This is a genomic window from Burkholderia sp. AU28863 (assembly GCF_002223195.1).
In the GTDB taxonomy this organism is placed as follows: domain Bacteria; phylum Pseudomonadota; class Gammaproteobacteria; order Burkholderiales; family Burkholderiaceae; genus Burkholderia; species Burkholderia sola.
On sequence record NZ_NKFE01000004.1, the window covers coordinates 89191 to 113772 of the forward strand.

Annotated in this window: 16 protein-coding genes; 7 read left to right on the forward strand and 9 right to left on the reverse strand. The window is 68.9% G+C overall.

The features are described from left to right. Positions 1 to 67: 67 nt before the first annotated feature. Complete coding sequence (gene msbA / locus CFB81_RS11900; RefSeq protein ID WP_069618118.1) at positions 68 to 1819, reverse strand: lipid A export permease/ATP-binding protein MsbA; 1752 nt, start codon at positions 1817 to 1819, stop codon at positions 68 to 70. Positions 1820 to 2043: 224 nt separating this feature from the next. Between msbA and CFB81_RS11905 the strand changes: the two genes are divergently transcribed. The 3 genes from CFB81_RS11905 (at position 2044) to CFB81_RS11915 (ending at position 5172) form a co-directional block, all read left to right on the forward strand. Next, on the forward strand, positions 2044 to 2796 hold the full coding sequence (locus CFB81_RS11905) for a glycosyltransferase family 2 protein (RefSeq protein ID WP_069618117.1): 753 nt from the start codon (positions 2044 to 2046) through the stop codon (positions 2794 to 2796). A gap of 120 nt (positions 2797 to 2916) precedes the next feature. Beyond that, positions 2917 to 3759: a glycosyltransferase family 2 protein gene (locus tag CFB81_RS11910; RefSeq protein WP_089435414.1), complete on the forward strand. Its 843-nt coding sequence runs from the start codon at positions 2917 to 2919 to the stop codon at positions 3757 to 3759. A gap of 132 nt (positions 3760 to 3891) precedes the next feature. Beyond that, complete coding sequence (locus CFB81_RS11915; protein ID WP_089435415.1) at positions 3892 to 5172, forward strand: O-antigen ligase; 1281 nt, start codon at positions 3892 to 3894, stop codon at positions 5170 to 5172. Between the two features lie 139 nt (positions 5173 to 5311). Here CFB81_RS11915 and CFB81_RS11920 read toward each other — a convergent pair whose 3' ends face one another. From CFB81_RS11920 to dnaE, 3 genes are all read right to left on the reverse strand, one after another. After that, entirely contained in the window at positions 5312 to 6490 is a 1179-nt protein-coding gene (locus CFB81_RS11920) for a glycosyltransferase family 9 protein (protein ID WP_069618114.1), read from the reverse strand. 150 nt (positions 6491 to 6640) lie between these two features. Continuing rightward, a complete protein-coding gene (locus tag CFB81_RS11925) occupies positions 6641 to 7729 on the reverse strand; it encodes a glycosyltransferase family 9 protein (RefSeq protein WP_089435416.1) in 1089 nt (362 codons plus the stop codon). A gap of 303 nt (positions 7730 to 8032) precedes the next feature. Next, complete coding sequence (gene dnaE, locus CFB81_RS11930; RefSeq protein ID WP_069618113.1) at positions 8033 to 11566, reverse strand: DNA polymerase III subunit alpha; 3534 nt, start codon at positions 11564 to 11566, stop codon at positions 8033 to 8035. Between the two features lie 216 nt (positions 11567 to 11782). On the opposite strand from dnaE, the gene CFB81_RS11935 reads away from it, so the two are divergent. Next, on the forward strand, positions 11783 to 12637 hold the full coding sequence (locus CFB81_RS11935) for a sulfurtransferase (RefSeq protein ID WP_089435417.1): 855 nt from the start codon (positions 11783 to 11785) through the stop codon (positions 12635 to 12637). Between the two features lie 25 nt (positions 12638 to 12662). Beyond that, positions 12663 to 13559, forward strand: coding sequence for a tRNA glutamyl-Q(34) synthetase GluQRS (gene gluQRS / locus CFB81_RS11940; RefSeq protein WP_089435418.1), 897 nt, complete (start codon positions 12663 to 12665; stop codon positions 13557 to 13559). Positions 13560 to 13794: 235 nt separating this feature from the next. Here the strand turns inward: gluQRS and CFB81_RS11945 are convergent, their stop codons facing one another. From CFB81_RS11945 to purT, 4 genes are all read right to left on the reverse strand, one after another. Continuing rightward, positions 13795 to 15354, reverse strand: a complete 1560-nt coding sequence (locus CFB81_RS11945) for a DEAD/DEAH box helicase (protein ID WP_069618110.1) — start codon at positions 15352 to 15354, stop codon at positions 13795 to 13797. A 383-nt stretch (positions 15355 to 15737) separates the two neighbouring features. Further along, entirely contained in the window at positions 15738 to 16118 is a 381-nt protein-coding gene (locus tag CFB81_RS11955) for an MliC family protein (RefSeq protein ID WP_069618109.1), read from the reverse strand. Between the two features lie 95 nt (positions 16119 to 16213). Further along, positions 16214 to 16399, reverse strand: a complete 186-nt coding sequence (locus CFB81_RS11960) for a DUF6726 family protein (RefSeq protein ID WP_089435419.1) — start codon at positions 16397 to 16399, stop codon at positions 16214 to 16216. Between the two features lie 18 nt (positions 16400 to 16417). Next, the gene (gene purT, locus CFB81_RS11965) at positions 16418 to 17632 is read right to left on the reverse strand and encodes a formate-dependent phosphoribosylglycinamide formyltransferase (protein WP_089435420.1); all 1215 of its coding nucleotides are present in this window, start codon (positions 17630 to 17632) and stop codon (positions 16418 to 16420) included. Positions 17633 to 17848: 216 nt separating this feature from the next. Between purT and CFB81_RS11970 the strand changes: the two genes are divergently transcribed. Together CFB81_RS11970 and CFB81_RS36525 are read left to right on the forward strand one after the other, a co-directional pair. Continuing rightward, complete coding sequence (locus CFB81_RS11970) at positions 17849 to 18394, forward strand: META domain-containing protein (protein WP_089435421.1); 546 nt, start codon at positions 17849 to 17851, stop codon at positions 18392 to 18394. Between the two features lie 177 nt (positions 18395 to 18571). Continuing rightward, positions 18572 to 23098, forward strand: coding sequence for a DNA translocase FtsK (locus CFB81_RS36525; RefSeq protein ID WP_089435422.1), 4527 nt, complete (start codon positions 18572 to 18574; stop codon positions 23096 to 23098). A 118-nt stretch (positions 23099 to 23216) separates the two neighbouring features. On the opposite strand, the gene CFB81_RS11980 is transcribed toward CFB81_RS36525, so the two are convergent. Next, positions 23217 to 24464 carry a lactonase family protein gene (locus CFB81_RS11980; RefSeq protein WP_089435423.1) on the reverse strand — a complete coding sequence of 416 codons (1248 nt, stop codon included), beginning with the start codon at positions 24462 to 24464 and terminating at the stop codon, positions 23217 to 23219. Between the last annotated feature and the right edge of the window lie 118 nt (positions 24465 to 24582).

Here is a 24582-nt window from a genome sequence, read left to right on the forward strand (position 1 = left end):
ACGTCGAACAAGAAACGACCGGGACTGCCCGATGTAGCACACGGCATCGCGGCCGCATGACCGCGCGTCACGCCGCCTGCTGCTGGTACTGGATCCGGTGCAGGTGCGCGTAGAGGCCGCCGTGGCGCAGCAGTTCGTCGTGGCTGCCCTCTTCGACGATCTTGCCGGCCTCGAGCACGAGGATGCGGTCCGCGCGCTCGATCGTCGACAGCCGGTGCGCGATCACCAGCGTCGTCCGGCCTTCCATCAGCCGCTCGAGCGCGGCCTGCACGTGGCGCTCCGACTCCGAATCGAGCGCCGACGTCGCTTCGTCGAGGATCAGGATCGGCGCGTCCTTGTAGATCGCGCGCGCAATCGCGAGCCGCTGGCGCTGGCCGCCGGACAACCGCATCCCGTTGCCGCCGACCAGCGTATCGAGCCCGTCGGGCATCGCGGCGACCGCATCGGCGAGGTTCGCGGCCTCGAGCGCGGCCTGCACGCGCGCCCGGTCGGGCGTCTGCCCGTAGGCGACGTTCGCGGCGATCGTGTCGTTGAAGAGCACGACGTCCTGGCTGACCATCGCCATCTGGCTGCGCAGCGCGTGCAGGTCATAGTCGGCAACCGGTACGCCGTCGACCAGGATCGTGCCGCCCGTCGGGTCGAAGAAGCGCGGCAGCAGGTTCACGAGCGTCGTCTTGCCGCTGCCGGACGGGCCGGCCAGCGCGATCATTTCACCCGGCGCGACCTTGAACGAGATGCGGTCGAGCGTCGGCCGTTCGGCCGCGCCGTAATCGAACGACACGGCGCGGAACTCGATCTCGCCGCGCGCGTGCGGCAGCAGCCGCCCGCCGCCCTGCGGCTCGGCCGGCTCGTCGATCAGCCCGAAGATCAGCTCGGCGGCCGTCATTCCGCGCTGCAGCGGCTGGTTGACGTCGATCAGGTGCTTGAGCGGCGAGATCACCAGCAGCATCGACGTGACGAACGCGACGAAGCCGCCGACCGTCGTCTGGTCGTTCGACGATTGCACGACCGCGATCGTGATCACGACCGCGAGCGCGATCGACGCGAGGAACTGCGTGAGCGGCTGCGCGAGGCCGCCCGAGATCGTCATCCGCATCGCATAGCCGCGCAGGCGCTTGCTCATCGTCGTGAAGCGGTCCATCTCGTACGCTTCGCCGTTATGCACCTTGACGACCTTGTAGCCGCCGACCGTCTCCTCGACGATGTACGACAGCTCGTTGGTCAGCGTCTGGTGCTCGCGGTTCAGCCGGCGCAGCCGGCGGTTGATCTTGCTGACGAGCCAGCCGATGCCCGGCAGGATCACCGCGACGATCAGCGTGAGCCGCCAGTTCAGGTAGAACAGGTAGCCGAGCAGGAAGATCACCGTCAGCGAGTCGCGCACGAGCGTGACCATCACGCCCGTCAGCACCGACAGGATCTGGTTGACCTCGAACACGATCGCGTTGATCACCGTGCTCGCGGTTTCGCGCTGGAAGAACGACGCGCCCGTGTGGAGCATCCGCTGGAACATCTCGAGCCGCAGCTGCAGCAGGATGCGGTTCGATACGTAGTTGAGCAGGTAATTCGAGGTGTACTGCGATACGCCGCGCACCAGCGCGAGGCCGATCACCGCGATCGGCACGTACCATTTCGCGCTGTCGCTGCCGTGCGAGCCGAAGCCGTGGTCGAGCAGCGGCTTGAGCAGCGCCGGAATGCCGGCTTCGGTGGCCGCGACGACGCCCATCGTCATCACGGCGAGCACCACGATGCCGACGAGCGGCCGGATGTACGGCCACAGGCGCTTGAGGACCGTGAGCGGCGAGGTGCCGGTGCCGTCCATCGGTTTGCGAAGTGTGTTCTGGGTTTCCAAGGCAATCCTTCTTGAGCCGCGACGCGGCGCCCGGCGCGTGGCCGCCCGGGTGTGCGCCCTGTCGGGCGGGTGCCGGAAAGGGCTCAACATTATAGCCGCACCGCCCCCGCGGGCACGCCCGTCGCCGATGCGGGCCGCGACCGGGCCGAAGGTATACTGCCGCTCACCGTTTTCTCCGCCTTTCCGACGATTTCATGGCTGAACCCTCCCTCGGCGTCGCCCTCATCGCCCTCAACGCATCCGCGCGGCTTGCGCAGTGTCTCGATGCGCTGTCGTTCGCCGACGATGTCGTCGTCGTCGACGGCGGCAGCACCGACGATACCGTCGCGATCGCGCAGGCGCACGGCGCGCGCGTGATCGTCGAGCGCGACTGGCCGGGCTTTGGCCCGCAGAAGAACCGCGCGCTCGACGCGCTCGGCACCGACTGGATCCTGTCGCTCGATACCGACGAAGTCGTCACGCCGGAACTCGCGCAGTCGATCCGCGACGCGATCCGCGCGCCGGCCGCGCAGGTCTACGCGCTCGACCGGCTGTCGAGCTTCTGCGGCCAGTGGATTCATCACAGCGGCTGGTATCCGGACTGGGTGCCGCGGCTGTTCCGGCGCGGCACCGCGCGATTCTCGGACGATCTCGTGCACGAGCGCCTCGTGTTCGATACCGCCGCGCAGCGCCTGACCGGCAAGCTGATGCACTATTCGTACGAGGATTTCGAAACGGTCGTGCGCAAGCTCGACGCGTATTCGACGGCCGGCGCGCGCCAGCGCCGCGCGGCCGGCCAGCGCGGCGGCTTCGGCAAGGCGCTCGGCCGCGGCGCATGGGCGTTCGTACGCACCTACGTGCTGCGGCGCGGGTTCCTCGACGGCCGCGCGGGCTTCATGATCGCGGTGTTCAACGCGGAAACCGTGTACTACCGCTTCCTGAAGCTCGGTCACGAGCCGGCCCGCTAGGCACCCGCCCGGTGCGCGACCGGCCCGGCGTTACAATGCCGGGTTGCGCGCACCGCGCGTGCCCGCCCGGGCGGCTGCACTGCGCGCCGCCCGTCACGACGACCACCGAATCCGACCGCCATGTTCTCCATCATCATTCCGACCTGGAACAACCTGCCGTACCTCAAGCTCGTCGTCGACAGCCTGCGCCGGCATTCCGCGTACGACCACCAGATCATCGTGCACGTGAACGACGGCTCGGACGGCACGCTCGACTGGGTGCGCAACGAAGGGATCGAACACACGGCATCGCCGGCCAACATCGGCATCTGCCATGCGGTCAACCTCGCCGCCGCGCGCGCCACGCGCGACTACGTCGTCTACATGAACGACGACATGTTCTGCTGCCCGGGCTGGGACACGGCGCTCGTGCGCCGCATCGAGCAAATGCCCACCGACCTGTTCATGCTGTCGGGCACGATGGTCGAGCCGGTCGACACGCGCAACCCGTGCGTGGTCGTCAGCAATTTCGGCCGCGACGCCGAGCAGTTCGACGCGGCGGGCCTCGTCGCCGCGACCCCGAAGCTGGCGCGCGCGGACTGGCTCGGCTCGACCTGGCCGCCGACGCTCGTGCACCGCGACTGGTGGAACCGCATCGGCGGCTACAGCAGCGAGCTGTCGCCGGGCATGAGCAGCGACAACGACTTCTCGATGAAACTCTGGGACGCCGGCTGCCGGATCTTCGTCGGCGTCGGCGACAGCCTCGTGTACCACTTCCAGCAGAAGAGCACCGGGAAGATCGTCAAGAACGACGGCCGCCGCCAGTTCCTGAACAAATGGGGCATGACGCAGGCGACGTTCGACCGCTACTACCTGCATCGCGGCGAGCCGGTCGGCACGCAGATCGCGCTCGATACGCCGGCCGTGGAAGGCCGCCTCAAGCGCGCCCTGCTGCGCTCGCGGATCAAGCGCGCGTTCAGCTGATCCGCCCCCGAAAACCGCACGGAAACCCGCCCTGCTTCGCGTATACTGCGCCGTTCGTCCCGGATCGCTCACCGGGACATGCGACGCGGCGCAGATGCCCGCAAGCCGCATTCGTCCATACGACAGGTTCCGATGCTTTCGTTTTCCGCTCCCGCCACGCGGCGCCTGACCGCCGCCCGCGCATTCGCCGTCGCCGCGCTCTGCATGGTGCCCGTTTCGACCGCGCTGACCAACGTGTTCTGCGGGCTGTTCGCCGCCGCGCTCGTGATCTCCCCCGAATTCTGGCGCGACCTGCGCTCGTTCGTCGCCGACCCGGCTTCGCTCGCGGCGCTGCTGATCCTGGCCGCGCTGGCCGTGAGCGTCACCTATACGGTCGCGCCGCATCACAAGGCGTGGAACTGGGTGGCGAAATACGACAAGCTGCTGCTGCTGCCGTTCGCCGTGCTCGCGTTCCGTCATTCGAACTGGGCGCCGATCGTGCGGCGCTGCTGGTTCGGCACGCTGTGCGTGATCCTGCTGCTGTCGACGACCAACTATCTCGGGCTCACCGCGATGGGCCCGGCGTATGCGACCCAGTTGCCGCTGTCGCGCGCGTGGGTGTTCAAGAACCACATCGCGGCCGGCATGTTCGGCGCGCTGCTGTTCTACCAGGCGGCCGATCTCGCGCTGGCCGCCCGCACGGCGCTGTCGCGCGCCGCCTATGCGGGCATCGCCGCGTGGTCGCTCGTCAACGTGTTCGTGATGCTGCAGGGACGCACGGGACAGGTCATCGCGCTGCTGCTGATCCTCGTCGTCGCGGTGCGTTTCGTGCTGTTGCTGCGCCGGGAGTCCGCGCTGCGCGCAGGGCTCGCCGCCGGCGTGCTCGTATTGGCAGGCGTCGCGCTCGTGATTGCTGCATGCACGGTTCACAACGGCCGGCTGACGAAAGTCGTAACGGAAGTGCAGCAATACCGGCAAAGCGATGCGGCCACGTCGACCGGACTGCGCCTCGAGTGGTACAAGAAGGGGCTGGAGCTGTATCGGCAGCGCCCCGTGATCGGCTACGGTGCGGGCGGCCTCGAATCCGAATTCGAAAAGCTCACCGCCGGCAAGACGGCCGCCGAAGGGCAACTCACGTCGAACCCGCACAACGAATACCTGCTGATGGCCGTGCAGCTCGGTACGCTTGGCGTGCTGCTGTTCGTCAACCTGATCGTGCAGATCGCGCGCGGCAGCCGTGCGCTCGATCCGCGCTCGCGGCACTTGCTGCTCGCGTGGCTCGCGATCTTCGCGATCGGCAGTCTCGCGAATTCGCTGCTGCTGGATTTCGCCGAAGGGCACCTGATCGTGCTGCTGGCCGGCATCCTGCTCGGTTGCGGTGAACACAGCGAAGCGCTGCCGCGCGAAACGTCGGCGATCCGGCGCAGCGTGTAACGCACACCGCCCTACGTTCCGCTGCGCTGCCCGGCCCAGGTCGTCGGCAGCGGATATCCACCATCGCTGCGGGCGAGCCGCGTGACTCCCCGCGAAACAAGCCCCGTACGAACGAAGAAAAACGCGCGTTTGCCGCGTGTCAGTCGGAGCCGGCGCGGTGCAGCCGCGACGTGTCGACGATGATGTCAGCCGGGCCCGGCGGATTCAGCCCGAGCATCTCGGCCGCTGCGGCCTTCACGCGCTGCGCGCCGAGATGGACCAGGCAGTCGCTGCGGCTGTCGACATGGCGCTCGCAGCCTTCGTGCCGGCACGGCACGCAATCGCCTTCCCCTTGCAGCAGCCACACGTTACCGTGCCGGCCCGAGCCGCGCAGCGACCACGGATTCTCGGTCGCGGGCCAATGCTGCGGCCACGGCCCCCAGCGCACGGGGTCGGACGGCCCGAACAGCGCAATCGTGTCGGTGCCGGTCGCGGCCGCGACGTGCGTCGCGCCGGTGTCGGGCCCGATGAAGAGTCGCGCGCGCCGCACGAGCTCCGCGCTCTCGCCGAACGTCAGGCGGCCGACCAGGTTCAGCACGTCGCCGCCCGCCTCGGCCGCGACCTGCTCCGCATACTCGCGCTCGCGATCGGCCGGGCCGCCCGACAGCGCGACCGCGAAGCCCTGCTCGCGCAACCAGCCGATCATGTCGACCCAGCCGTCGAGCCGCCATTGCTTGTAACGGAACATCGGATACGGATGCAGCACGACCAGCGGCTTGCCGGCGCGGATCGCGGGCGACTCGGCGAGCCACGCGTCGAAACGCGCGCGCCGCGCCGGATCGTCGCCGATGCCGGGCGCGACGACCTCGGACACCGGCTCGATGCCGATCACCGGCGCAAGCGCGAGCGTACTGACGACCGTATGCGCGGATTCATGGTGATTGATCGCGATCCCGTTCAGCATCATCCGCGTGAGCCACGTGACGCGGTTCGGGTCGACGAGGCCGACCCGCTTGCGACCGGCGAACCAGCTGTAGAAACGCGGCCGGTCGGAACTCAGCGCCGCGCATGCGAGATCGTAGCGGCGCCACATCGACAACGCGTCGCGCAACCGCTCGCCGAACCCGGCGCGCTGCGCGACCACGATCACGCGCCGCACGTCCGGATTGTGCTCGAGCACGCCCTCGGTGCCGCGAAACACCAGCATGTCGATGTGCGCGTCCGGCCAACGCGCCTTCAGCGACCGTACGAGCGGTGTCGTCAGCAGCACGTCGCCGATACGGCGCGGCGCGGCAACGAGGATGGTTCTGGGCGGACGGGTGGAAGAAAACAGGGCCACGGTAATCGTCTGGCTGGCTGAACAAGGCTGGCAATGTACAGGATTTTGCAGTAGCCGGCGCGGCGTCGCGCACCCGGCCGCGCAGGCTGCCGCGATGCGGCTCCGCCAGCGGAGCGTCGCGCGGTACGCAGCCGCACGACGCGCACCGCGCTACGATGCGATCGGCGCGATCACGGGCGACGTGGCGACGGCCGGCTGCGCGAGCGCGGTACTGGCCGCGGCTTCGTCGCGACGGCCGGCCTGCGGCAGCAGGTGGCGCACCGCGCGCTCGACCGCATCGACACCGATCGCGTCGACGGTCGGGCCCGCACGCAGGATCACGTGCGGCACGCCGAGCGGATGCCAGCGCAGGTATTTCTCGGGACGGTCCTCGAACAGGGCGGCCACCGGTACGCCGAGCGCCGACGCAATATGCACGGGCGCGCTGTCGGCCGAGACGATCGCGTCGAGCAGGCTCGCGGCCGCCACCAGCTCGGCGACCGAGGAAGGCGCGACATGCCGTGCATTCACGTCGCGCCACATGTCGCCGTCGGCAGCGTGGCCGATGGCCGGATCGCGAAACACGATCACGTCGGCAACCGGTGCGAGGCGCTCGCCGAGGTCGCGCCAGCGATCGGCGGGCCAGCGCCGCTCGACCGCCTTGTTCGACACGAACAGCCCGACGCGCGGCTTCGTGCGCGCGCCGAGCAGCCGATGCCACGTTTCCTGTAGCGAGCGATCGGGATGCACCGAGAGCGCGAGCTGATCGAGATCGGCGCAACCGAGTTCGGGCACGAGCCGGAAGCCCGACAACGCTTCATGGAACATCGGACGCCGCGCGACATGCTCGGGCTTGCGATCGTCGAATTCGGTCTCCGCATCGTGCCAGCGGCAATCCTTCGCGCGAAGCTGGCGCGCGAACTGCATGCTGCTGCGATGCATGCCGCCGTTCGGCACGATCACCAGGTCGAACCGCAAGCGGCGCAGACGGCGCACGAGTCGCAGCCGGTCGAAGAATGCGCGCATCCGGCCGGGGCGGTCGTTGCGCTCGCACTGGCGGCTGTACACGTAGGTGTGGATCGTGTGCACGTCCGGGTTTCCGGCCAGCGCGGCCGCGTTGTAGCGGTTCGCGACCACATGCAGCTCCGCGCCCGGCCAACGCGCCTTCAGCGCGCCGAGAAACGCCGTCGTGCACAACATGTCGCCCAGAAAATCAATCCGGATCACGAGGATCCGCTGTGTCGGGTTTCCATTGACCATGGTCATGTGGGGGGACAATCAGTTTTTATCGTCGCGACGGGCCGTTCCACGGCATCCTGGTCCGAGGGCCTACCGTGCCGCACGCGGCACGGATCCGCCCGTGTTACGCGCGCGCTACCGCCGCTGCTTGCCGTGCGAACCCGCGGCAAACGCCGCGTTCGGACGGTTAGCGCGGGATTGTATAGCGTCCGGATGACCAGCCCAAGACCCCGGCAACCCTCGCACGTAAAAACGGCCCGTCGCACCGCACGATGGCGATGCGACGGGCCGCCTCTGCGCGACCGCCGCCGAAGTGGGGTGCGGTCAGTACGTGATTTCGACGACGCTGCCGTCGAACGCCGCGCGCAGATCCGCCAGCAGCACGTCGCTCGGCTTCACGCGCCATGCGTCGCCCAAACGCATTTCGCCTTGCGCCCGCGCGTTGCTGTAGTGGATCTGGACGGCAAGCCCGTTCGGCAGCGGCGCCTGCGGGCGCCGACCGCCATCGCGGCCGCCGCCGCGCGGCGCGGGCGCTTCGACCACGTTCGCCGCGGCCGGATCGTCCTTCGACACGTGCGGCTCGAGCACGCGGCGCAGCGCGAGCGCGTCGGCGTTGCCGTTCATCGTCAGCCGCACGGCCTGCGCATAGCGGCTGCGGGCACGTTCGAGATCCATCACGGTATCGGCGGTGAAGCGAATGCCGCCGGTGAACGCATCGTTGCGCGCCTGCCCCTGTACGATCAGCAGCTCGTCTTCCTTGAACAGCGCCTTGTTCGCCTCGAACTGCTCGTTGAAGATCGTGATCTCGCACTGGCCGGAACCGTCGTCGAGCAGCGCGATCAGCATCTTGCCGCGCTGGGTCATCTGCGTGCGCAGCGACGCGATGATGCCGGCGACGAGCTTGTCGCGTCCTTCCTTCAGGTCGCCGACCTTCTGTCGCACGAAGCGGCGCACTTCTTCGCGATACGCGTCGAACAGATGGCCGGACAGATAGAAACCGAGCGCGGCCTTTTCTTCCTGCAGGCGGCGCTTGTCGTCCCACGCGGGTTCGTCGACGAGCGCGTGCGCATGCGGCGACTCGGCGCCCATGTCGAACAGCCCGGCCTGCATCGCGTTCGCTTCGGCCTGGTCGGCCGCTTCCATCGCGAGCGGCACCGACGCGATCAACTGCGCACGGTTCGGGTTCAGCGAATCGAACGCGCCGGCGCGGATCAGGGCCTCGATCGTGCGGCGGTTGACGACGCGCCGGTCGATCCGTTCGCAGAAGTCGAACAGGTCGGTGAACGCCTTTTCCTCGCGCGCACGCAGGATTTCCTCGATCGCGTTCTGGCCGCTGCCCTTCACCGCGCCGAGCCCGTAGCGGATCGTGCGCGAGCGCTTGCCGTCGGCTTCCGCGACCGGCTCGAACCGGTAATGCGACTGGTTGATGTCCGGCGGCAGCACGGCGAGGTTGTTCACGACGCAGTCGTCGAACAGGATCTTCACCTTGTCGGTGTCGTCCATCGCGAGCGTCATGTTGGCCGCCATGAATTCCGCCGGATGGTGCGCCTTCAGCCACGCGGTGTAATACGCGAGCAGCGCATACGCGGCCGCGTGCGACTTGTTGAAGCCGTAGCCCGCGAACTTCTCCATCAAGTCGAAGATCTCGTCGGACTTCTCGCGCGTGAGGCCGTTCTTCGCCGCACCCTCGGCGAAGATCTCGCGATGCTTGGCCATCTCCTCGGGCTTCTTCTTGCCCATCGCGCGACGCAGCAAGTCCGCGCCGCCGAGCGAGTAGCCGCCGATGATCTGCGCCATCTGCATCACCTGCTCCTGATAGACCATGATGCCGTAGGTCTCTTTCAGGACGGGTTCGACGCGCGGATCCGGATAGTCGACCTTCTCGCGCCCGTGCTTCCGTGCGCAGAAGCTCGGGATCAGGTCCATCGGGCCCGGACGGTACAACGACACGAGCGCGATGATGTCCTCGAAGCGGTCGGGCTGCGCATCCTTCAGCATGCCCTGCATCCCGCGGCTTTCCAGCTGGAACACCGCGACCGTGTTGGCCTTCTTCAGGATCTGGAACGACGCCGGATCGTCGAGCGGCACCTGCGCGAGCGACCAGTCGGCCTTCGACGGATCGAGGCGGCGGATGTAGCGCTCGGCCCAGTCGAGGATCGTCAGCGTCGTGAGGCCCAGAAAGTCGAACTTCACGAGGCCGACGGCTTCGACGTCGTCCTTGTCGTACTGGCTGACCACGCCGCCGTCGTCGCCCTGCGTGTACAGCGGGCAGAAATCGGTCAGCTTGCCGGGCGCGATCAGCACGCCGCCCGCGTGCATCCCGACGTTACGCGTCAAGCCCTCGACGCGCTGCGCGAGATCGAGCAGCTGGTGGACTTCGTCCTCGTGGTCGTAGCGCTCCTGCAGCTGCGGCTCTTCCTTCATCGCGTCGGCAATCGTCACGTGCTTGCCGGGTTTGAACGGAATCAGCTTCGCGACGCCGTCGGTGAACATGTAGCCGAGGTCGAGCACGCGGCCGATGTCGCGCACGGCCGCCTTCGCGGCCATCGTGCCGAACGTGGCGATCTGCGACACGGCGTCCGCGCCGTATTTCTCCTTCACGTACTGGATCACGCGATCGCGGCCGTGCTGGCAGAAGTCGATGTCGAAGTCGGGCATCGACACGCGTTCCGGGTTCAGGAAGCGCTCGAACAGCAGGTTGTAGCGCAGCGGATCGAGGTCGGTAATGCCGAGCGCGTACGCGACCAGCGAGCCGGCGCCCGAGCCGCGGCCCGGGCCGACCGGCACGCCGTTGTTCTTCGCCCAGTTGATGAAGTCCGCGACGATCAGGAAGTAGCCGGGGAAGCCCATCTTCGTGATGGTCCCGCACTCGAATTCGAGGCGCTTGTAGTACGTGTCGCGCTGCGCGTCGCGCTCGGCTTCGACCGGATACAACTGCGCGAGGCGCGTCTCGAGCCCTTCCTTCGACAGCTGGACCAGGTAGTCGTCGAGCGACATGCCGTCCGGCGTCGGGAACAGCGGCAGTTTCGGCTTGCCGAGCTCGAGCTTCAGGTTGCAGCGCTTCGCGATCTCGACCGTGTTCGCGATCGCCGACGGCAGGTCGGCGAACAGCGCGACCATGTCGTCCTGCGTGCGGAAATACTGGTCGGTCGTGAAACGCTTCTGGCGCCGCGGGTTCGCGAGGATGTCGCCTTCCGAGATGCACACGCGCGCCTCGTGCGCGGTGAAATCGTCGTCGGTCATGAACTGCGTCGGGTGCGTCGCGACGACCGGCAGCTTCAGCGACGCGGCGAGCGCCGCGGCCTGCTGGATGTAAGCCTCGGCGCCTGGCTGGCCGTAACGCTGCAGCTCGATGTAGAAGCCGCCCGGAAACACCCGCGCCCAGCGCTCGGCGTGGCGGCGCGCGGCTTCTTCGTTGCCCGCGGCCAGCGCGAGCCCGATATCGCCCTGTTGCGCGCCCGACAGCGCGAGCAGCCCCTGCGCGAGCGCGCCGTCGAGCCAGCTCGCGTCGAGTTCCGCGCGGCCGCGGTACTGGTTCGTGAGCCACGCCTTCGACAGCAGCTCGCAGAGATTCAGGTAACCGACCTTGTCCTTGACCAGCAGCAGCAACCGCGACGGCTTGTCGCGGTCGTCGGGATTGGCTATCCAGACGTCGCAGCCGGCGATCGGCTTGATGCCCTTGCCACGGGCTTCCTGGTAGAAACGGACGAGACCGAATGCGTTGCCGAGATCGGTGAGCGCGAGCGCGCCCTGACCGTCCGCGGCCGCCGCCTTGACGATGTCGTCAATGCGCACGATGCCGTCGGCGATCGAGAATTCGGAGTGAACGCGAAGATGGACGAAGCGAGGATCTGACATGGGCGCTATTGTAGCCGCCTCGCCGCGCAGGCTGCCCAAAAAATGCCCGCTTTGGCCGTTCGGCCGATGCACGCGGCGACACGTCGCGCGGCTGGCCGATCGGCCGGATACCGATGCCCGCGCCGTTTGCGGGATAATACGGTTTTTCGAATCAACGCCCCGGCTTCGCACCCTTTTTTGCGGGCCGCCGTGCGACCGTTTTCCCGTCGGACCATCATGACCATCGTCAACCTCGCCGCCTACCACTTCGTGTCGCTCGACGCGAACGAGCAATGGCGTCCGCTCGTCACCGCCCGCTGCAACGAACTCGGCCTGCGCGGCACGATCCTGCTCGCACCGGAAGGCATCAACCTGTTCATCGCCGGCACGCGCGAAGCCACCGACGCGTTCATCGCGTACATCCGCCACGATCCGCTGTTCGAAGGCAAGTTCGCGACGTTGCAGTTCAAGGAAAGCCTGTCCGACTCGCAGCCGTTCCGCCGCATGCTCGTGCGCCTGAAGCGCGAGATCATCACGATGAAGAAGCCTGCGATCAAGCCGGAACTCGGCCGCGCGCCGTTCGTCGATGCACGTACGCTGAAGTCGTGGCTCGATCAGGGCCACGACGATACCGGCCGCCCCGTCGTGATGCTCGACACGCGCAATGCGTTCGAAGTCGACGTCGGCACGTTCGACAACGCGCTCGACTACCGGATCGACAAGTTCAGCGAATTCCCGGAAGTGATCGACGCGAACCGCGCCGACCTCGAAGGCAAGACGGTCGTGTCGTTCTGCACCGGCGGCATCCGCTGCGAGAAGGCGGCGATCCACATGAAGGAAATCGGCATCGACAACGTGTACCAGCTCGAAGGCGGGATCCTGAAATACTTCGAGGAAGTCGGCGGCGCGCACTATCACGGCGACTGCTTCGTGTTCGACTACCGCACCGCGCTGAATCCGCAACTCCAGCCCACCGAGAACGTCACGTGCTTCGCGTGCCGCGCGGTCGTCACGCCGGAAGCGCAACGATCGCCGAGCTATGTGGCCGGCCAGTCGTGCCCGGCCTGCGCACAGGCAGCCAGCGCCGCGTAACGGCGCGTCGCACCGCGCCCCGCCGATGAATCACGGCTATCGCGGCCGTTTCGCGCCGTCGCCCACCGGCCCGCTGCACTTCGGCTCGCTGGTCGGCGCGCTCGCGAGCTGGCTCGACGCACGCGCGCATGGCGGTACGTGGCTCGTGCGCATCGAGGATCTCGACAGCCCGCGCACGGTGCCCGGCGCGGCCGACGACATCCTCGCGACGCTCGCGCATTTCGGGATGACGCCCGACGCGCCGCCCGTCTGGCAGAGTACGCGCGACGCGGCCTACACGGCCGCGCTCGAGCGGCTCGTCGCGGCCGGGCTCGTGTATCCATGCGGCTGCACGCGCAAGGAAATCGCCGATTCGCTGCGCGCCGCCCATGAACGCCATACGACGCTCGCGTATCCGGGCACGTGCCGCACCGGCCTGCACGGCAAGCCCGCGCGCGCATGGCGGCTGCGCGTGCCCGACGGCGATGCAGCGCTCGTCGCGTTCGACGATCGCTGGCAGCACACGCAATCGCAGAACCTCGCGACCGAAGTCGGCGATTTCGTGCTCAAGCGCGCGGACGGCCAATGGGCGTATCAACTGGCGGTCGTCGTCGACGATGCCGACGCCGGCATCACGCACGTCGTGCGCGGCGCCGACCTGCTCGACTCGACCGCGCGCCAGATCTACCTGCAGCGCTGCCTCGGCGTGCCGACTCCCGAATACCTGCACGTGCCCGTCGTCGTCGATGCGAACGGCGAAAAGCTCAGCAAGCAGACGGGCGCGACGGCGCTCGAACGCAACGACCCGCTGCCGGCGCTGCGGGCCGCGGCCGCGCATCTCGGTCTGTCGGACGATGGCGATCTACCGGGCCACACGATCGACGCGTTCTACGCGGCCGCGACCGATGCGTGGGCACGTCGCTTCGGGCCGCGCGCCGGTTGAACCGCCTGCACGACACCGGTCCCGGCATCCGTCGTCGGCGAATCCGATCGCATGAAGGCGTGACGGAAGCCTCGGCGCCGCGTCCGCTGCGACACCGCATCGAAATATCCTGCCCCGCGCGGCAAGCTTTCGCCGCCGCGCGCACGCCCCGCCCCGATCGCGTCGCCCCATGAAAAACGGGCACATGCTCATCGCATGCGCCCGCTTGTCCGGCAGCGCTGACGCGCCGCCCGGGTTACGCCGACGGCTTGCGCGGCATCCCGAAGCCGCCGAGCAGCGCGGCGACCTGGCGCTTCGGCCCTTTCTTCTCCGGCTGCTGCGCGGGCTGCGCGTCGTCGGGCTGCTTCGCCGACGCCGACGGCTCGTACGGCTTCAGGAAGAAGTCGTCGACCGGCGCTTCGTGACGGCGATGATGGCCGCCGCGCTCGGCGCTGCCCGACCGGCGTCCCGATGCACCGCGATGCTCGTCGCGATCGCGACGACCGCCGCGTTCGCCACCGCGTTCGCCACCGCGTTCGCTGTTGCGCTCGCCGCCGCGTTCGTCGTGACGCTGGCGCGCCGGCTTGTCGAGCGTTAGCGTCTGCATTTCGAGCGGGCGCTTGATCAGCTTCTCGATATCGGCGAGCTGCTTGCGCTCGTTCGGGCTGCACAGCGACAGCGCGTCGCCCGTCGCACCCGCGCGGCCGGTACGGCCGATCCGGTGCACGTAGTCTTCCGCGCTGAACGGCAGGTCGAAGTTGATCACGGCCGGCAGTTCGGCGATGTCGAGGCCGCGCGCGGCCACGTCGGTCGCGACCAGCGCCTCGATCTCGCCGCGCTTGAACGCGTCGAGCGCCTGCATCCGCTCGATCTGCGTCTTGTCGCCGTGAATCGCCGACGCGACCACGCCGTCGCGTTCGAGATTGCGCGCGAGACGGCTCGCGCCGATCTTGCTGTTGCAGAACACGATCACCTGCTTGAGGCCGCGATCGCGCAGCAACTGCACGACGGCCGCCTGCTTGTCGCCTTCGGCGACGTCGTAGACGATCTGCGTGACGTTCGCGTTCGTCGAGTTGCTGCGCGCGACCTCGATCGTCTGCGGGTTGCGCAGGTAGGTCGATGCGAGCTTCTTGATTTCGCCCGAGAACGTGGCCGAGAACAGCAGCGTCTGACGCTCCTTCGGCAGCAGGTTCAGGATGCGCTGCAGATCGGGCAGGAAGCCCATGTCGAGCATCCGGTCGGCTTCGTCGAGCACGAGGATCTGCACCTGGCCGAGGTTCGCCGTCTTCTGCTGCACGTGGTCGAGCAGGCGGCCCGGCGTCGCGATCAGGATCTCGACGCCGCGGCGCAGTTCGGCCGATTGCGGATTCATGTCGACGCCGCCGAACACCACCGCGCTGCGCAGCGGCGTGTGCTTCGCATACGCGTGCACGTTCGCGGCAACCTGGTCGGCGAGTTCGCGGGTCGGCGTGAGGATCAGCGCCCGCACCGGGTGGCGCGCCGGGGACGCGCTCGTGTTCGCTTGCGGCAGCAGGCGCTGGATGATCGGCAGCGAGAAACTCGCGGTCTTGCCGGTGCCCGTTTGGGCGGCGCCCATGACGTCGCGGCCGGCGAGCACGACCGGAATGGCCTGCGCCTGGATCGGCGTCGGCGTCGTATAGCCCTGCTCCACAATGGCTTTCAGGATATCGGGGGCAAGGCCGAATTGATCGAAGGTTGCGTCGACGGGCTTGGCGACAGAATCGGACATGGTGGCGTTTCGCTCAAAAGGCGCGGCGGGGACATCGTGCGTCAGGCCGGCCGGGCCTGCGCTCATCACAATTCGGAAATAGACGGAGCCGCGGCGCGCCGCGCGGCGCCGCTCTGGCGCTTGGGACCGGTTCAATGCGAACGCTGGACGCCAGGCCGTGCGAACTCCGTTCGGCGCGAATGCCGGCGGAAAGGGCCGTATTGTAGCACCGTGCGGGAATCTGTCCGTGACAACGCCGCGAACGGCCGCGACGGCGATTCGCGCGGCGGGTCTGCCCGAGCCTGCGGGGGCGAGCGGCTGGCCGATCGGGGTAGCCGTATCGGCCGATGAACAATATCAGGGGCAAGATCGCGCAATCTCGCATCGGCATGCCCGCCGTCAGCCGCGCGTACCGGGCCTTCAGCCCGGCACAACCGGTCACCCGGGCGAACAGGCTCCACGCGCGCCGCTCAGCCCTTCTTCTTTTTCTTCTCGACCTGCACGCAGTCGCCCAGCAGCGGCGGCGACTTCGGGTCGGCGATCTCGTCGCGCAGCGTCGCTTCCTTGCCCTTCGTCCACCACGTATAGCGGCCGGCCTGGTAGCGCGCGCCCGACCCCGACACGGTGTCGACGAACAGCATCTGCTTGCCGTCGACCGGCACGAGCGCGAAGCTCTGGCCGTTGCCCGCGAGCCAGTACGACACGCGCACCGGGGCCTTGTGGTTCGCGCACTGGTAGACGGTTGGCTGACGCGCGTCCGCGTCGATCTCTTCGACGGTCAGTTGCGCGGCATGCGCGACGGAAACGGCGCTGCCGGCGAGAGCAAGCACGGCGAGGGTTAAGCGAATCATGCAGGTCCTCTCACGAGACGGGTGGAAGCGCGCCATCGGCGGGCGGGCGGTTATATGTTTATGAGGCTGGCCGGAAATCGCGCCGGCCGCCGGAATCAGGGATCGATCACGTCCGCGCACGCATCGGTCGGCGCCGCGGCGACATGACCGACGAGCGGCACGATCTTGAGCCCGGCCGACGCCACCCGGCACGGCGCGGCCGCGAGGCCGCAGCCCGCGAGCCCCGCGACGAGCGCCAGCGCAGCGCCCAGCTTTCCGATACGCAACCACCTCGATGCCATCGTCGTCTCCTCGTTCCGTCAGCGCGCCGACACGGGCCGCACGGCCGCGGCCGCGCGCTTCGCGCGTTCGCGGGCTTCGTCGACGGTCGCGCCGGTCGCGAGCGCAACGCCCATGCGCCGCTTCGCAAAACTTTCCGGCTTGCCGAACAGACGCAGGTCCGCGCCCGGCACCGCGAGCGCGTCGCGCACGCCTTCGAACGCGATCCCGCGCTCGTCGAGCCCGCCGTAGATCACCGCCGACGCGGCCGGCGTGCCGAGCGCCGGATCGACCGGCAGCCCGAGAATCGCCCGCGCGTGCAGCTCGAACTCCGACTGGCGCTGCGACGCGAGCGTGACGAGGCCCGTATCGTGCGGCCGCGGGCTCACCTCGGAGAACCATACGTCGTCGCCACGCACGAACAGCTCGACGCCGAACAGCCCGCGCCCGCCGAGCGCCTCGGTCACCTTGTGCGCGATCTCGCGCGACTTCCCGAGCGCCGTCGCGCTCATCGGCTGCGGCTGCCACGATTCGACGTAGTCGCCCGCCACTTGCACGTGGCCGACCGGCTCGCAGAAATAGGTGCGCGTGTCGAGCGTCGCGGGGTCGATCGCGCGCACGGTCAGTTGCGTGATCTCGTAGTCGAAATCGACGAAGCCCTCGACGATCACGCGGCCGTGATTCACGCGCCCGCCCGCCATCGCGTAGTCCCACGCGGCTTTCACGTCGGCGTCGGTCTTCACGACCGACTGCCCCTTGCCGGACGACGACATCACGGGCTTCACGACGCACGGCATGCCGATCTTCGCGACGGCCGCGCTGAAGGCGTCGAACGAATCCGCGAACGCATACGGGGAAGTCGGCAGGCCGAGTTCCTCGGCCGCGAGCCGGCGGATCCCTTCGCGATTCATCGTGAGCTGCGTCGCACGCGCGGTCGGGATCACCTCGGCGAGACCGGCCGCCTCGATCGCCGCGAGCGCGTCGGTGGCGATCGCCTCGATCTCGGGAACGATCAGGTGCGGGCGCTCGGCCTCGACGATGGCCCGCAGCGCGGCCGGGTCCGTCATGTCGATCACGTGCGCGCGATGCGCGACCTGGTGACCCGGCGCGTCCGGATAGCGATCGACCGCAATGACTTCGACGCCGAGACGCTGCAACGCGATGATGACTTCCTTGCCGAGCTCGCCCGCGCCGAGCAGCATGACGCGTGTGGCCGAGGGTGAAAGCGGCGTACCGAGCCGCTGACCGATCTGCATGTGATTTCCCGCTGGTTCTGTTGGAGGACGAAAACGGCTTCGATGTTAACACGGGCATCCGGGCCGGTTTGGGCGGTTTGGCCGCACCCGCGCCGAGTCGCACGAGGTCCGTGGGCGGCCCGCGAACGTTTTCGCACGCGAAGTGTCGGCTCGCCTGCCGCGGGGCGGGTGCGTTACTCTTACGCCTTGATCAGAATCCGAAGAGGAACGAGGCTCATGTCCCACCTGTCTGCCGCCGCACGCGCACGCACCGGCCTGCTTCGCCCGTTGCGCGCGCCGCTCTGCGCGTTGACGCTTGCCACGCTTCTCGCCGCCTGCGCGATGCCGACCCATCCCGATTCCGCCGCCCCCGCACCCGACCCGTACAACCCGGCCGCCGTCCAGCTGCTCGACGACACGAGCTGGGAACTCACCAGCTGGGTGAACGCCGACGGCACGCAACGCGCGATCCCGCACGGCGACAACGGCGAGCCGATCAAGCTCGCGCTGTCGACCGACTCGGGCATCCGGCGCGCAAGCGGGTTCTCGGGCTGCAACCGCTACATGGGCACCTACGCGGTCAAGAACGGCCTGCTGAGCTTCGGCCCGCTCGCCGGCACGCGGATGGCCTGCCCGAACACGCTCGGCGGCCAACTCGAATCCGCGTACCTCGACGCGCTCGCCCACATCGAGAAGACCGGCGTGCAGATGCGCGCGCCCCAGCAATTGCAGATCGTGACCCAGGCCGGCGCAACACTGACGTTCACGCACCGGAGTCCCTGATGCAGGGCGCGCGCGAAGGCCGACCGACCGTCTTCGCGTGGCGCGCCACGCGCATGTGCCATCCACGTGCGTCGCGCGGCGTGAATCGGAATCACGCCGCGTCAGAGTCTTGTTCGCCGGCCGGTTAAACTCGGCGGGTCGCGCCCCGCGCGCTCCGCCCCACTCCTGTTTCAAAGCATGCACACGGTTGTCTTCGGCTGGTTCGGCATCTCCGCCGTCTGGTTCCTCCTTCTCTTCTGGCGTCTCGTGCAGGCGATGCTGCCCGGCGGCGGCGGGCTCGCCGGCCGCGGCTCGATCCGCCTGTGGCTCGGCTTCGCCGCGGTATTCGTCGCCAGCTGCACGCTGACGAGCCCGCTGTCAGGCCCCGACACGAACGCGCTCGGCCATGCGTGCTCGGCCGGCTTCGCCCACGTGCTCGGCCCGATCGGCACGCCGGTCGTGATGGTCGTGCTGTTCCTCGCCGGCTTGCCCTGGCTGACCGGCATCGGCTGGCGGCAGTTCGCCGCGTGGGTCGACACGTCGTTCGGCGTCAAGCTGTCGCGCGACGGCGGCGACGACGACGCACGCGGAATCGCCGACCTGCCGCGCAGCGCGCTGCATCGCGACGACGATGTCGTACAGCCGACCACCGCACATACCGTCAATTCGATGGCGCCGCGCCAGAACGGCCGGTATTCGCGCCCGACCGTATGGAAGCCCGATCCGCACGCCCGACCGAAGCCGCGCAGCAAGACGCCGCCGCGCCCCCTTGCGGAGCCCGTCGCGCCGTCGGGCTGGCTGAAGCCGACCGCGCCGCAGCGCACGCCTGCGCCGCCCGCGCCGATCCCGGCCGGTGCGATGCCGCCGCCGACCACCGGCAGCACCGCCAGCCTCGCGCGCGCCGCGGCGAACGCGCAAGTGCCGCGCCCCGCGCCGGCTCCGCTTCCGGCCGGATTCGAACCCGTCCGGCCGCGTCCGACCGCCGCGCGGCCGGCCACCGCCGCGCTGACGCAAACGGCGCCGCGCGCCACGGTCACGCCACGACCGGCCGCTACGCAGCCGCAGCGCCCGCCGGTGCGCCCGGTCGCGGGCACGACGGCAGCCGGCCTGTCGCCGGACGCGGCCCGACGCCGCCCGGCGCCGCCCGCGCCGGCGCGCGCGCCGCTCTATGCGTGGAACGAGAAGCCCGCCACGCCGATTACACCGGCGCCGAGCGTTCACGACACGCTGCGCTCGATCGAAGCCAGCACCGCGCAGTGGGCGACGCTGGGTGGCGCGGAGTCGACCGATGCGACGCACGCGGCGACCGCAGCCGCTGCCGTGGCCGGCGTAGCCGCGGCAGCAGCCAGCGTCGCCGCGCCGGCATCGGCGGCCGCGTCGAGCGCGTTCGTCTCCACAGCGCATGGCGTCGCAGCCCAGGACGTCAATGTTCCGGCCGAATCCGCTGCCTCGCCTGCGTACGACGACGCACCGATCGTGCTCGACGCCTTCATGCCGGCGGAATCCGGCATCGCGCAGGCTTCGGTCGGCGATTTGCCCGCCCCTGCAATCGATCGAACTGAACCGAACGCGCGCACGAATCCCGGCATCGACGATGCCGCGATCCCGCATCGTGCCGACGACGAGATCCGTCACGTCGACGAAGCGTCCGCCGCGCCGTCGATCGACGCACCCATCGACCTCGCGCCTTGGGAAGACGTCGTCAGCCCGTCGGTTTCCGCGCTCGACGTGTCGACCGCAAGCCCGATCGCCGAGTCGCTGGCGCACGACGCGAAATCGGAGCCCGCTCATTCAGCCTTCGCGTCGGCACGCGATGCAGCCGCTCGCGATCTCGGCATCGGCAAGCCGACCGGGTCCGTCGATATCGACGACAAGGACGACGCACAACCGGCGCCTGCAAACGATCGCGCTGCACCGGCCTACTTGCGTCAAGGGGTTGCCGATTCGCATGCCGACGTGAAGCCGGCCGACAGCATCGTTCCGTTTGCTGCCCTCCCCTCCTCGTCGATGGCGGGAACGTCGGCGCGCGCACTTTCGGAATCCGCGTCGATTGCGGCAACGTCCGCGCCGGACCTGTCGCAGCCCGCACCGGAAGCTGCCAAGCCGGTCGAGACGGAACCCGCGGCACCGTTGTCGGCCGTCGCTCAGCACGCGACGTCCGCTACATATTGGACTGCGCCGACGACGCAGCCTGCCGCGACACAGACAACCGTCGCGGCGGAATTGCCGAAAGCGCCGGCGGTCCAGCCATTTGCCGCAGCATCGACGGCTGCGGCTGTCGCCGCATCGCCGCAGGTCGGCACGGCGCCTGATTCGACTGCCTCCGCATCGGGCATCGCGCCCGTCGCCGCCGTTTCGCCGGTCGGCGCGACCGGCACGGCGTCCGCTTCGCCGTCGCAACCGGCCGCGGCACCGCCCGTTACTTCCGCCGCGTCGGCGTCGCCTGCCGATGTCATGGGCGTTACCTACGATTCGCTGTCCCGCGCTTCGACGCCCGGATCGACCGATACGCCCGCCGTGACGCCGTCGACGACCGGCGCGTCGGGTTCGACGCTCGGTTCGACTGCGCAGGCGCCCGCAACGCCGGCGCCTGCCACCTCGACACTCGCGACTTTCACGCCCGCGCCCATCGCTGCGCCGTCTTTCGCACGGGCATCGACGCTGCCAACCGACACGGCGACCACGTCGACCGGTACGACGACCTTCGCTCCATCCGGCTCATCGGGCGCGGTCGCGCCGCTACCGGCCATCGGCCTGCCCGCGTCGCCAGCCTCGTCGGCCGCGGCGTCACCGTCCTTCGGTACGATCGCGCCGACGACCACGGCCGCCGCGACGCAGGCTTACCCGATCGCAGGCGCGCCTGCCGCTGCAGCCGGATCGCTGACGTCCATCGGTGCGGCCGCCGCAACACAGGCGCCGTCGATCACGGCCGTCCCGGCCGCGGTCGCAACCCAGACGCCCGCGACACAGCCCGCGCCTGCCGCCTCGTCGGCGAGCTGGTCCGTGTCACATGACCTGACCGCAACACCGACCGCCACACCGCCCGCGGCAACCGTTCCCGGCGCGGACGTCCCGGCCAGCCCGGCAACCATCATTTCCGCGCCGCCTCCCCTCGCGATCCCGCCCATCGGCGCACCGGCCACCGACGCAATCGAGGCGCCCGAACCGGCCCCGGCCGCTCCCGCCGCCCGCCCGCCGCGCCCGCCGCGCCCGAACGCGTTCGAATTCCACGCGCCCGCGTCGTTCAACGTCGAACTGCCGACGCTCGACCTGCTCGAGCCCGCGTCCGACGACGTCGAAACGATCACCGAGGAGCACCTCGCGCAAACCGCGCAGGTGATCGAACAACGGCTGCAGGAATTCAAGGTGCCGGTGACGGTGGTCGGCGCATCGGCCGGCCCCGTGATCACGCGCTTCGAGATCGAACCCGCGCTCGGCGTGCGCGGCAGCCAGATCGTCGGGCTGATGAAGGACCTGTCGCGCGGGCTCGGCCTCACGTCGATCCGCGTCGTCGAGACGATCCCCGGCAAGACCTGCATGGGCCTCGAACTGCCGAACGCGAAGCGCCAGATGATCCGCCTGTCGGAGATCCTCGAGTCGCGGCAGTACCAGCATTCGCCGTCGCAACTGACGATCGCGATGGGCAAGGACATCACCGGCCACCCGGTCGTCACCGATCTCGCGAAGGCGCCGCACATGCTCGTGGCCGGCACGACGGGTTCGGGCAAGTCGGTCGCGATCAACGCGATGATCCTGTCGTTGCTGTACAAGGCGACGCCGGAAGACGTGCGGCTCATCATGATCGACCCGAAGATGCTGGAGCTGTCGGTCTACGAAGGCATCCCGCACCTGCTCGCGCCGGTCGTCACCGACATGAAGCTCGCGGCGAACGCGCTGAACTGGTGCGTCGGCGAAATGGAGAAACGCTACCGGCTGATGTCGGCCGTCGGCGTGCGCAACCTCGCGGGCTTCAACCAGAAGATCCGCGACGCCGAGGCGAAGGAAAAGAAGATCGGCAACCCGTTCTCGCTGACGCCCGAGGATCCGGAGCCGCTGTCGACGCTGCCGCTGATCGTCGTCGTGATCGACGAGCTGGCCGACCTGATGATGGTCGCCGGCAAGAAGATCGAGGAGCTGATCGCCCGCCTCGCGCAGAAGGCGCGCGCGGCCGGCATCCACCTGATCCTCGCGACGCAGCGGCCGTCCGTCGACGTGATCACGGGCCTCATCAAGGCGAACATCCCGACGCGCGTCGCATTCCAGGTGTCGTCGAAGATCGACTCGCGCACGATCCTCGACCAGATGGGCGCCGAGTCGCTGCTCGGGATGGGCGACATGCTGTTCCTGCCGCCGGGCACCGGTTATCCGCAGCGCGTGCACGGCGCGTTCGTCGCCGACGAGGAAGTGCACCGGATCGTCGAGTACCTGAAGCAGTTCGGCGAGCCGCAGTACGAGGAAGGGATTCTCGACGGGCCGGCCGCCGACGGCGCGACGCAGGACCTGTTCGGCGATGCGCCGGATGCGGAAGCCGATCCGCTGTACGACGAAGCCGTCGCGTTCGTCGTGCGCACGCGGCGCGCGTCGATCTCGTCGGTGCAGCGGCAGTTGCGCATCGGCTACAACCGCGCGGCGCGGCTCGTCGAGCAGATGGAAGCCGCGGGCCTCGTGTCGGCGATGGGCATCAACGGCAGCCGCGAGGTGCTCGTGCCGGCCGCGGCCGACTGAGCATGCCGGCCGCACGGCCGCCGGCATCGATACGGGGCGCCGCGCAAGCGGCTGCACGACATACGAAGGGCGCTGCATCGGCAGCGCCCTTCTTGCATCGACCGGGAATCGGCCGCGATTACTGCGCGACCGGCACCAGCTTGAAGTCGACCGGCTTGCCGACCGCGACCTTCTGCGGATTCGCGCCGAGCTGCCCCGTTTCGACATCGCGACTGAACACGTAGAACGTGTCGCTGTCCTGGTTGCCGACGATCAGCCACTTGCCGGTCGGATCGATCAGGAATTCGCGCGGCGTCTTGCCCAGGCTCGACTGGCGGCCGACGTGCTTCAGCCGGCCGTTGGCCTGGTTCACCGCGTAGATCACCAGGTCGTTCGCGTCACCGCGGTTGCTCGCGTACAGGAAGCGGCCGTCCGGCGACAGGTGGATCGCGCCGCCGCCGACCTTGCCCTTGAAGCCAGGCGCCGTCATCGGCACCGTCTCGACCGGCGTCAGCTTGCCGTCGTGATAGCCGAACACCTCGACCGCCGCGTTGAGCTCGCTCGTCACGTACGCGAAGCGGCCGTCCGCGCCGAACACCATGTGACGCGGGCCCGAGCCGGCCTTCACCGGCGTGTAGCGCGTGTCGGTCGGGCTGATCAGCCCGCGGCTGCCGTCCACCGTGTAGCGGTAGCCGTAGATCTTGTCCGCGCCGAGATCCTGCACGAACAGATAGCGGCCGTCCGGCGAAAACACCGTCGAATGCACGTGCGCGCCGTCCTGGCGCCCCTTCACGGGCCCGGTGCCTTCGTGGTGGACCGCCAGCACGGCCGGGCTGGCCGCGCCGTCGTCGCGCAGCGGAAACACTGCGAAGCTGCCGCCCGGGTTCGCCGCGACCGAGTAGTTGGCGGTCACGAGGTACTTGCCGTCTGGCGACAGCGCGAGATAGCAAGGGTCGTTCCCTTCCGACGATACACGCTCGATGAAGCTCAGCGCGCCCGTCTTCGCGTCGAAGCGGAACGCGCTGACGCCGCCGCGCTGCGTCGCGGGACCGTCGTCGCCGGGCAGCTCGTTGACCGCATAGACGGTGCGACCGTCGCGGCTCGGCAACAGATACGACGGATTCACGGTCTTCGCCGACGATACCGGCGCGACGCTGCCGGTCTTGGTATCGAAGCGGTACACGTAGATCCCGTCGCTGCCGCCGCCCGTATAGGTGCCGACGAGCAGGTTGTAGACGCCGTCGGCCGGGGCGGACGATTGCTGCGCGAATGCGTGAGTCGCGGACAAGGACAGCACGATCGCGAAACCTTTCATCCAGTGAGCGAACCTAAGCGGGAACCCTCGTGTCGAAGCGCGAGCGTCACGCTCCCGTAAACGGTTGGGCATTGAATCCTCCTTGCATCGAGTCGCTTCAAGTGTTGAGATAGGACGAAACGCCGGCCGTTCATGCGCTCCGCCGCCCGGCCGAGTATACGGGGCGCGGCGCCCGGGCGTGAAGTCCGGG

What these genes read in the sequence shown, in the direction of transcription:
- CFB81_RS11910 (WP_089435414.1), top strand. Translation starts at nt 2,917, where the DNA reads ATGTTCTCCATCATCATTCCGACCTGGAACAACCTGCCGTACCTCAAG.
- CFB81_RS11925 (WP_089435416.1), bottom strand. Translation starts at nt 7,729, where the DNA reads ATGGTCAATGGAAACCCGACACAGCGGATCCTCGTGATCCGGATTGAT.
- CFB81_RS36525 (WP_089435422.1), top strand. Translation starts at nt 18,572, where the DNA reads ATGCACACGGTTGTCTTCGGCTGGTTCGGCATCTCCGCCGTCTGGTTC.
- CFB81_RS11955 (WP_069618109.1), bottom strand. Translation starts at nt 16,118, where the DNA reads ATGATTCGCTTAACCCTCGCCGTGCTTGCTCTCGCCGGCAGCGCCGTT.
- CFB81_RS11915 (WP_089435415.1), top strand. Translation starts at nt 3,892, where the DNA reads ATGCTTTCGTTTTCCGCTCCCGCCACGCGGCGCCTGACCGCCGCCCGC.
- gluQRS (WP_089435418.1), top strand. Translation starts at nt 12,663, where the DNA reads ATGAATCACGGCTATCGCGGCCGTTTCGCGCCGTCGCCCACCGGCCCG.
- purT (WP_089435420.1), bottom strand. Translation starts at nt 17,632, where the DNA reads ATGCAGATCGGTCAGCGGCTCGGTACGCCGCTTTCACCCTCGGCCACA.
- msbA (WP_069618118.1), bottom strand. Translation starts at nt 1,819, where the DNA reads ATGGACGGCACCGGCACCTCGCCGCTCACGGTCCTCAAGCGCCTGTGG.
- CFB81_RS11945 (WP_069618110.1), bottom strand. Translation starts at nt 15,354, where the DNA reads ATGAGCGCAGGCCCGGCCGGCCTGACGCACGATGTCCCCGCCGCGCCT.
- dnaE (WP_069618113.1), bottom strand. Translation starts at nt 11,566, where the DNA reads ATGTCAGATCCTCGCTTCGTCCATCTTCGCGTTCACTCCGAATTCTCG.
- CFB81_RS11980 (WP_089435423.1), bottom strand. Translation starts at nt 24,464, where the DNA reads ATGCCCAACCGTTTACGGGAGCGTGACGCTCGCGCTTCGACACGAGGG.
- CFB81_RS11960 (WP_089435419.1), bottom strand. Translation starts at nt 16,399, where the DNA reads ATGGCATCGAGGTGGTTGCGTATCGGAAAGCTGGGCGCTGCGCTGGCG.
- CFB81_RS11905 (WP_069618117.1), top strand. Translation starts at nt 2,044, where the DNA reads ATGGCTGAACCCTCCCTCGGCGTCGCCCTCATCGCCCTCAACGCATCC.
- CFB81_RS11970 (WP_089435421.1), top strand. Translation starts at nt 17,849, where the DNA reads ATGTCCCACCTGTCTGCCGCCGCACGCGCACGCACCGGCCTGCTTCGC.
- CFB81_RS11935 (WP_089435417.1), top strand. Translation starts at nt 11,783, where the DNA reads ATGACCATCGTCAACCTCGCCGCCTACCACTTCGTGTCGCTCGACGCG.